At 72.0% G+C, this 8195-nt stretch carries 5 protein-coding genes and 1 pseudogene; 1 reads left to right on the top strand and 5 read right to left on the bottom strand.

Annotation, left to right across the window (positions count from 1 at the left end):
- Positions 1-105 precede the first annotated feature (105 nt).
- From LCD35_RS02290 to kdpF, 5 genes and pseudogenes are all read right to left on the bottom strand, one after another.
- Positions 106-1005 (bottom strand): annotated as a pseudogene (locus LCD35_RS02290) (universal stress protein); the annotation flags it as partial.
- 73 nt (positions 1006-1078) lie between these two features.
- On the bottom strand, positions 1079-1684 hold the full coding sequence (locus LCD35_RS02285) for a potassium-transporting ATPase subunit C (protein ID WP_225043637.1): 606 nt from the start codon (positions 1682-1684) through the stop codon (positions 1079-1081).
- 245 nt (positions 1685-1929) lie between these two features.
- On the bottom strand, positions 1930-4011 hold the full coding sequence (gene kdpB, locus LCD35_RS02280; protein ID WP_225043636.1) for a potassium-transporting ATPase subunit KdpB: 2082 nt from the start codon (positions 4009-4011) through the stop codon (positions 1930-1932).
- Positions 4008-5669, bottom strand: a complete 1662-nt coding sequence (gene kdpA / locus LCD35_RS02275) for a potassium-transporting ATPase subunit KdpA (RefSeq protein WP_225043635.1) — start codon at positions 5667-5669, stop codon at positions 4008-4010. Before kdpA ends, kdpB begins: the two co-directional genes overlap by 4 nt.
- Positions 5669-5764, bottom strand: a complete 96-nt coding sequence (gene kdpF / locus LCD35_RS02270; RefSeq protein ID WP_224958746.1) for a K(+)-transporting ATPase subunit F — start codon at positions 5762-5764, stop codon at positions 5669-5671. Before kdpF ends, kdpA begins: the two co-directional genes overlap by 1 nt.
- Before the next feature lie 460 nt (positions 5765-6224).
- Between kdpF and asnB the strand changes: the two genes are divergently transcribed.
- Complete coding sequence (asnB, locus tag LCD35_RS02265; protein ID WP_224958745.1) at positions 6225-8060, top strand: asparagine synthase (glutamine-hydrolyzing); 1836 nt, start codon at positions 6225-6227, stop codon at positions 8058-8060.
- The last annotated feature ends 135 nt before the right edge of the window (positions 8061-8195 follow it).

Here is an 8195-nt window from a genome sequence, read left to right as displayed (position 1 = left end):
CATCGGCGGCTACCGGGTCGACGAGCGCGGTGAGCTCACCGAGGACTTCTCGTCCAACCCGAACTACCGCCCCTCCCCCCCCCCCCCCCCGCCGCCCCCGCCCCCGCCGACGACGCTGTGGAAGCTGGCGCCCACGTCGTCGGCGACCCGCCGCGCCCGGGCCAGGTTCGCCGGGGACGCCCCGGCAAGGCCGTCGCCGCGCAGCACGTGCACCACCTGCAGCTCGGCGCCCGCGCGGGCCGCGATGCGGCGGGCGCGGCGGATCAGCGTCTCGCTCTCCGAACCGCCGGTGATGGCGGCGACGACCCGCTCCCGCGTCTCCCACGTGTCGGTGATCTGCCGTTCCGCCCGGTAGCGGCGCAGCGCCACGTCCACCTGGTCGGCCAGCCACAGCAGCGCCAGTTCGCGCAGCGCGGTGAGGTTGCCGGTGCGGAAGTAGTTGCCCAGCGCCGCGTCCACCTTGTCGGCGGCGTAGACGTTGCCGTGCGCGAGGCGGCGGCGCAGCGCCTGCGGGGTGATGTCGGCGAGTTCGATCTGCTCGGCGCGCCGCACCACCTCGTCGGGGACCGTCTCCTGCTGGCGGACCCCGGTGATCGTCTCGACCACGTCGTTGAGGCTCTCCAGGTGCTGCACGTTCACCGTGGACAGCACGGTGATCCCCGCTTCGAGGAGTTCCTCGACGTCCTGCCAGCGCTTCTCGTTGCGCGAGCCGGGGGCGTTGGTGTGCGCGAGCTCGTCGACGACGGCGACCTGCGGGCGGCGGGCCAGCACGGCGTCCAGGTCGAGTTCGGCGACCTGGACGCCGCGGTGCAGCTCGCGGCGGCGCGGCACCTGCTCCAGCCCGGCCAGCAGGCGTTCGGTCTCGGCGCGGCCGTGCGTCTCCACCAGGCCGATGACGATGTCGGTGCCGCGTTCGAGCCGCCGCCGCGCCTCGCCGAGCATCGCGTAGGTCTTGCCCACGCCCGGCGCGGCGCCGAGGTAGATCCGCAGCTCGCCCCGCTTCATCCCGCGCCTCCCCGCCGACGGTGGCCGTCGGCACCGATCCTGCCGCTCCGCCGCGCGGTGCACCTGCCGCGGGTCATCCGCGGTGCTCGGCGACGGCCGCGTTGAGCGCCGGGACCGCGACCGTGCGCTCGGCGAACACGCCGCCGGAGGTGGCGGCGGCGATGAGCCGGTGCACCTCCTCGACCGGCAGCCCCGTCTCGCGGGCGACGCGCGGGGCCTGCAGCGCGGCGTAGGCGGGGCTGATGCCCGCTTCCACACCGCTGGCCGAGGCCGTCACCGCGTCCGCCGGGACCAGCTGCGGGGCGACCGCTTCGCGGGCGGCGATGCCGGTGCGCCGCTGTTGCACGGCCGCCAGCAGCTCCGGGTTGTCCGCGGCCAGGTTCGAGCCACCGGAGGTCGACGGATCACCGGGCCCGAGCGGTCCTTCCGCCGACGCCGAGGGGCGGGTGTGGAAGTACGGGTCGTGCGCCGGGTCTGCGGGCACCGGGTCGATGCCGATGAGCTCGGACCCGACGACCCGCCCGGCCACCACCTGCGGCGAGCCTTCGGCGTGGTCGTGCAGCCCCGGCAGGTGGGCCGCTCCCCACACCGCCAGCGGGTAGCACACGCCCAGCAGCACCGTGAACACCAGCAGCGCGCGCACCGCGGTCCCGGACTGCCGCAACAACGTCGTGAACATCGTGTCCTCTCCTCACTGCCTGTCTTCGAACCTGTCCGGCGGGTTGCGGCCGGTGCTCGTCAGCGGCGAAGCCGCTGAGCCGCCGACCACGCACGCAGCCGGACAACCCGCGGGTTCTCAGCGGTTCCCTCGCGAGGACAGCGATTTCGCCGTGTACGTGCCTGGTACATCAGAAATCGATCCCGCAGCGAGGGAACCGCTGAGGTTCCGCCACCCGACCCACCTCGCAACCGAAGTCCGGCGCCTCACCCCAGGCCGGGGATGAGGCCCACCACGAGGTCGATGAGCCAGATCCCCAAGAACGGGCTGAGCACGCCGCCGACGCCGAACAGCAGCAGGTTCCGCCGCAGCAGCGCCGCCGCGCTCGACGGCCGGTACCGCACGCCGCGCAGCGCCAGCGGGATCAGCGCCACGATGATCAGCGCGTTGAAGATCACCGCGGACAGGATCGCGGAGGACGGCGTGGCCAGCTGCATCACGTTCAACCGGCCCAGCTGCGGGTAGATCGCGACGAACAGCGCGGGCAGGATCGCGAAGTACTTCGCCAGGTCGTTGGCGATGCTGAAGGTGGTCAGCGCGCCGCGGGTGATGAGCAGCTGCTTGCCGATCTCGACGATCTCGATGAGCTTGGTCGGGTCGGAGTCCAGGTCCACCATGTTCCCGGCCTCCTTCGCGGCGGCCGTGCCGGTGTTCATGGCGACGCCGACGTCGGCCTGCGCGAGCGCGGGCGCGTCGTTGGTGCCGTCCCCGGTCATCGCGACGAGCCTGCCGCCGTCCTGCTCGCGGCGGATCAGCGCCATCTTGTCCTCGGGCTTGGCCTCGGCGAGGTGGTCGTCCACACCGGCCTCGCGGGCGATGGCGGCGGCGGTGAGCGCGTTGTCGCCGGTGACCATGACGGTGCGGATGCCCATGGCGCGGAGTTCGGCGAAGCGCTCGGCCATGCCGGGCTTGACCACGTCGGAGAGCCGCACCACGCCGACGACGCGGAACGCGCCGTCCCGCTCCTCGGCGACGGCGAGCGGGGTGCCGCCGTCCCGGGCGATGCCGTCCGCGATGGTGTCCACTTCGGACTCGACGGTGCCGCCGCCCGCGCGCACCCACTCGCGGACCGCGCTGATCGCGCCCTTGCGGATGCGGCGGCCGGGCAGGTCGAGGCCGCTCATCCGGGTCTGCGCGGTGAACTCCACCGGTTCCCCGTCGGCCGGGGCGGCGGGGATCTCGTGGTGCTCGCGGCAGAACTCGACGATGCTGACGCCTTCGGGGGTCGGGTCGGCGAGGCTGGAGAGCACCGCCACCTCGGCCAGCTCGGCGTCGGTGGCCCCGCCGACCGGGACGAGCGCGGTGGCGCGCCGGTTCCCGAAGGTGATGGTGCCGGTCTTGTCCAGCAGCAGCGTGTCCACGTCCCCGGCGGCCTCCACGGCGCGCCCGGACTTGGCGAGCACGTTGCGCTGCACCAGCCGGTCCATGCCCGCGATGCCGATCGCCGACAGCAGCGCCCCGATCGTGGTGGGGATCAGGCACACCAGCAGCGCGGTCAGCGTCACCACCGGCAGCAGCCCGCCGGAGTAGCCGGCCAGCGGCTGCAGCGCGGTCACCGCGAGCAGGAAGATGATGGTGAGCGTGGACAGCAGGATCGTCAGCGCGATCTCGTTCGGCGTCTTCTGCCGCTGCGCGCCTTCGACGAGCGCGATCATCCGGTCCACGAAGGTCTCGCCGGGAGCGGTGGTGATCCGCACGACGATCCGATCGGACAGGACCGTGGTCCCGGCGGTCACCGCGGACCGGTCGCCGCCGGATTCGCGGATGACGGGGGCGGATTCGCCGGTGATGGCGGATTCGTCGACGGTGGCGATGCCCTCGACGACGTCGCCGTCGCCGGGGATCACCTCGCCCGCTTCGACGACGACGCGGTCGCCGATGCGCAGGCCGGTGCCCGCGACCCGTTCCTCGCCGTGCTCGCCGATCCGGCGGGCGACGGCCTCGGACCTGGTGCGCCGCAACGATTCCGCCTGCGCGCGGCCGCGTCCTTCGGCGACCGCTTCGGCGAGGTTCGCGAACAGCACGGTGAACCACAGCCAGGCGGCGACGGCGATGCCGAAGGCGCTGGGCTCGACGACGGCGAGCGCGGTGCTGAGCACCGAGCCGACCCACACGACGAGCATGACGGGGTTCGCCGGCTGGTGCTTCGGGTGCAGCTTGCGCAGGGCCTGCGGCAAGGCGGCGAGCAGCTGCCGCGGCCGGAACGACCCGGCGGCGACGGCGCGCCCGCGCTGCGGGGATCGCCGGTCCCCGGCGGATTCCGGGGATTCGGTCAGGACGGCGGTCATGCCAGTGCCTCCGCGATCGGGCCGAGCGCCAGCGCGGGCAGGAAGGTCAGCGCGGCGACGAGGACGACGGTGCCTGCGAGCAGGCCTGCGAACAGCGGTCCGGTGGTGGGCAGCGTGCCCGCACCGGCCGGGATGCGCCGCTGGCGGGCGAGCGCCCCGGCCAGCATCAGCACCGCCATGATCGGCAGCAGCCTGCCGAACAGCATGGCCAGCGCCAGGGTGGTCTGGAAGAAGTCGTCGGTGGCGGTGAGCCCGGCGAACGCGCTGCCGTTGTTGTTGGCGGCGGACGCGTACGCGTAGAGCACTTCGCTGAGCCCGTGCGCCCCCGAGTTCGCCATCGCCCCGGACGTGGCGGGCAGCGCGATGGCGGCGCCGGTGCCGACCAGCACCAGCGCGGGCATCACCAGGATCGACAGCGCGGCGGCGGTGATCTCCCGGCGGCCGAGCTTCTTGCCCAGGTATTCGGGGGTGCGCCCCACCATCAGCCCGGCCAGGAACACGGCGAGCACCGAGAGCACGAGGATGCCGTACAGCCCGGAACCGACCCCGCCGGGCGCGACCTCGCCGAGCAGCATGTTCAGCAGCACCGCTCCGCCGCCGAGCCCGCTGAGGCTGTCGTGCGCCGAGTTCACCGCGCCGGTGGAGGTGCCGGTGGTGGCGACGGCGAACAGCCCGGACAGGTAGGTGCCGAAGCGCGCCTCCTTGCCCTCCAGCGCACCGCCCGCGGCGAGCGCCGCCGGACCGTTCGGGTGCGCCTCGGCCCACCACACGACGGCCAGCAGCGCAGTGAACAGCCCGGCCATCACCGACAGCAGCACCCGGCCCTGCCTGCGGTCGCCGACCATGGTGCCGAAGGTGCGGGTCAGGCTCACCGGGATCAGCAGGAGCAGGAAGATCTGCAGCAGGTTGCTGACCCCGTTCGGGTTCGCGAACGGGTGGGCGGAGTTCGCGTTGAGCACGCCGCCGCCGTTGGCCCCGAGGTCCTTGATGGCCTCCTGGCTCGCGATCGGCGCGGTGGCGATGGTGTGCTGCTGCCCGTCGAGGCCGACGACGTGCAGGCCGGGCGCGAAGCTCATCACCGCGCCGAGCCCCACCAGCAGCACCGCGGCCACGGCCGCGATGGGCAGCAGGACGCGCACCACGCCGCGGGTGAGGTCCACCCAGAAGTTCCCGATCCGGTCGGTGCCGGAGCGGGTGAACCCGCGCACCAGCGCGACGGCGACGGCCATGCCGACCGCGGCGGACAGGAAGTTCTGCACGGTGAGCCCGGCCAGCTGCACGGTGTGCCCGAGCACCTGCTCCGGCACGTAGGACTGCCAGTTGGTGTTGGTCGCGAAGCTGACCGCGGTGTTGAACGCGGTGGCCGGGTCAACGGGACCGCGCCCGAAGTCCAGCGGCAGGAAGCCCTGCAGCCGCTGCAGCAGGTACAGCAGCACGACGGAGGCGAACGAGAACGCGAGCACCGCGGCCGCGTAGGTCGTCCAGCGCTGCCCGGCGTCGCCGTCGACGCGCAGCACCCGGTAGAGCCCGCGCTCCACCCGCCAGTGCCGGTCGTCGGTGTAGGCGCGCGCCATGTGGTCGCCGAGCGGCCGGTAGCAGACCGCCAGGGCGAGGACGAGGAGGCCGACCTGGGTGAGGCCGACCGCGAGGGAGGACATCAGAACTTCTCCGGCCTGATCAGGGCGACGAACAGGAAGGCGATGAGCAGCAGCGCGAGCAGGCCGCCCGCGGCGTTGGCGAGGAGGGCGATCACAACCGCTCCAGACCGCGCAGGCTCAGCGCGAGCACGAGGAACCCACCGATCAGCACGAGCGCGCAGGCGAGGTCCGCCATCTCCGCGCGCCTCCTTCGATGCGGGGCGCCCCGGTGGCGCCGTCTCCCCCACTCAACGTCGTCGCGCGGGGCGCGGACAGGGCTGCTGACGGTGGTTTGACGCGGGGAGCGGCGGTCTTGACGCGCTGCTTACGCCGGCGGCGTCCGTGGTCCGTCCGGGTGAGGGCGTGGCGTCCCTCACCGCACGTCGGTACGGACCGCGTTACGACCGCGTTACCTGCCGCGATGCGTGGGAACACCGGTATCGCTCGTGGTTTTTCGACCGTTTTGGCAGGTCTGGGCGTTGTCACGCACCGAGTTCGACACCGCGGATTGGTTTCGTCGATGCAACAAAGTAGTTACCTTGACTAAGTAAGAACCTTCGCGAAGGGAGCTACGCCATGTGCGGCATCTCCGGCTGGATCGATTTCCGCCGAGACCTCACCCGGGAACAACCGGTCATCGACGCGATGTGCGACACGATGGCCTGCCGCGGGCCGGACGGGGCGGGAACCTGGGTCCAGCCGCACGCGGCGCTCGGCCACCGGCGGCTCGCCATCATCGACCTGCCCGGCGGCGCCCAGCCGATGGAGGTCGACACCCCCGACGGCAAGGTCGGGCTCGTCTACAGCGGTGAGGCCTACAACTTCACCGAGCTGCGCGACGAACTCCGCCGCCGCGGCCACCGCTTCGACACCGACTCCGACACCGAGGTCGTGCTGCACGGCTACCTGGAGTGGGGCGCCGACGTCGCCGAGAAGCTCAACGGCATGTACGCCTTCGCCGTCTGGGACACCCGCACCGAGCAGCTGCTGCTGATCCGCGACCGGATGGGCATCAAGCCGCTGTACTACCAGCAGACCGAGAACGGCCTGCTGTTCGGCTCCGAGCCGAAGGCGATCCTGGCCAACCCCGAGGTGGAGAAGGTCGTCGACGCCGACGGGCTGCGCGAGCTGTTCTCCGTCACCAAGTCCCCCGGCCGGGCCATCTGGCAGGGCATGCGCGAGGTCGTGCCCGGCACCGTCGTCACCTTCGACCGCAACGGCCTGCGCGAGCACACCTACTGGAGCCTCGACGCCGTCGAGCACACCGACGACCAGGAAGCCAGCGTCGCGCACGTCCGCGAACTGCTCGACGACATCGTGCGCCGCCAGCTCGTCGCCGACGTGCCGCGGTGCCTGCTGCTCTCCGGTGGCCTCGACTCCAGCGCGTTGACCGCGCTGTCCGCCCAGCAGCTCGCCGCGCAGGGCGAGAAGGTCCGCAGCTTCGCCGTGGACTTCGTCGGCCAGACCGAGAACTTCCAGCCCGACGAGATGCGCGCGACCCCCGACGGCCCGTTCGTGCAGGACGTGCACAAGCACGTCGGCTCGCAGCACCAGGACATCGTGCTCGACCCGCAGGCCCTCGCCGACCCGGCCGTGCGCCGCGCCGCCGTGCAGTCCCGGGACTTCCCGATGGGCCTCGGCGACATGGACAACTCGCTGTACCTGCTGTTCAAGGCCATCCGCGGCCACTCGACCGTGGCGCTGTCCGGCGAGTCCGCCGACGAGGTCTTCGGCGGCTACAAGTGGTTCCACGACCCGAAGGTGCAGCAGGCGCGCACCTTCCCGTGGCTGGCCGCCTTCAACACCCAGCAGGCCGAGGGCCCCCGCGTCCTGGACAAGTCGGTCGCCGACACCCTCGACATCCCCGGCTACATCAGCTCGGAGTACGAGGCGGCCATCGCGGGCATGCCCACGCTCGACTCGGACAGCCCGTTCGAGGCGAAGATGCGGGAGATCAGCTACCTGCACCTGACCCGCTTCGTGCGGATGCTGCTGGACCGCAAGGACCGGATGTCGATGGCGGTGGGCCTGGAGGTCCGCGTCCCGTTCTGCGACCACCGGCTCGTCGAGTACGTGTTCAACGCGCCCTGGTCGCTCAAGACCTACGACGGCCGGGAGAAGAGCCTGCTGCGCGGCGCCTCCGCCGACGTGCTGCCGAAGTCCGTGGTGGACCGGGTGAAGAGCCCGTACCCGTCGACCCAGGACCCGGCTTACGCCGCCGAGCTGCAGAAGCAGGTCAAGGAGCTCATCTCGAACGGGGACCGGGCGCTGGAACTGCTCAACGCCGACTGGGTGCGCGAGGCCGCGAACCTCGATCCGTCCGAAGTGGACACCCCGACCCGGAACGTGTTCGAGCGCGCGCTCGACGTCTCCACCTGGTTCGACCTGCACAACCCGACCATCAAGCTCTGATCGAGCGCTGATCGGGCCGCTGGTCCGCCGCTCGGCCCGTCCTGCTCTGCGGGGCTGTGTCTTATACACATCTCCGAGCCCACGAGTCCCAACCCACTACACCATTGGGGGTGGGGGGGTGGATAAAAAGAGTGT

This window comes from Saccharopolyspora sp. 6V, from assembly GCF_020176785.1.
Lineage (GTDB): Bacteria > Actinomycetota > Actinomycetes > Mycobacteriales > Pseudonocardiaceae > Saccharopolyspora_C > Saccharopolyspora_C gregorii.
This window is presented reverse-complemented; position numbering and strand designations above follow the sequence as displayed.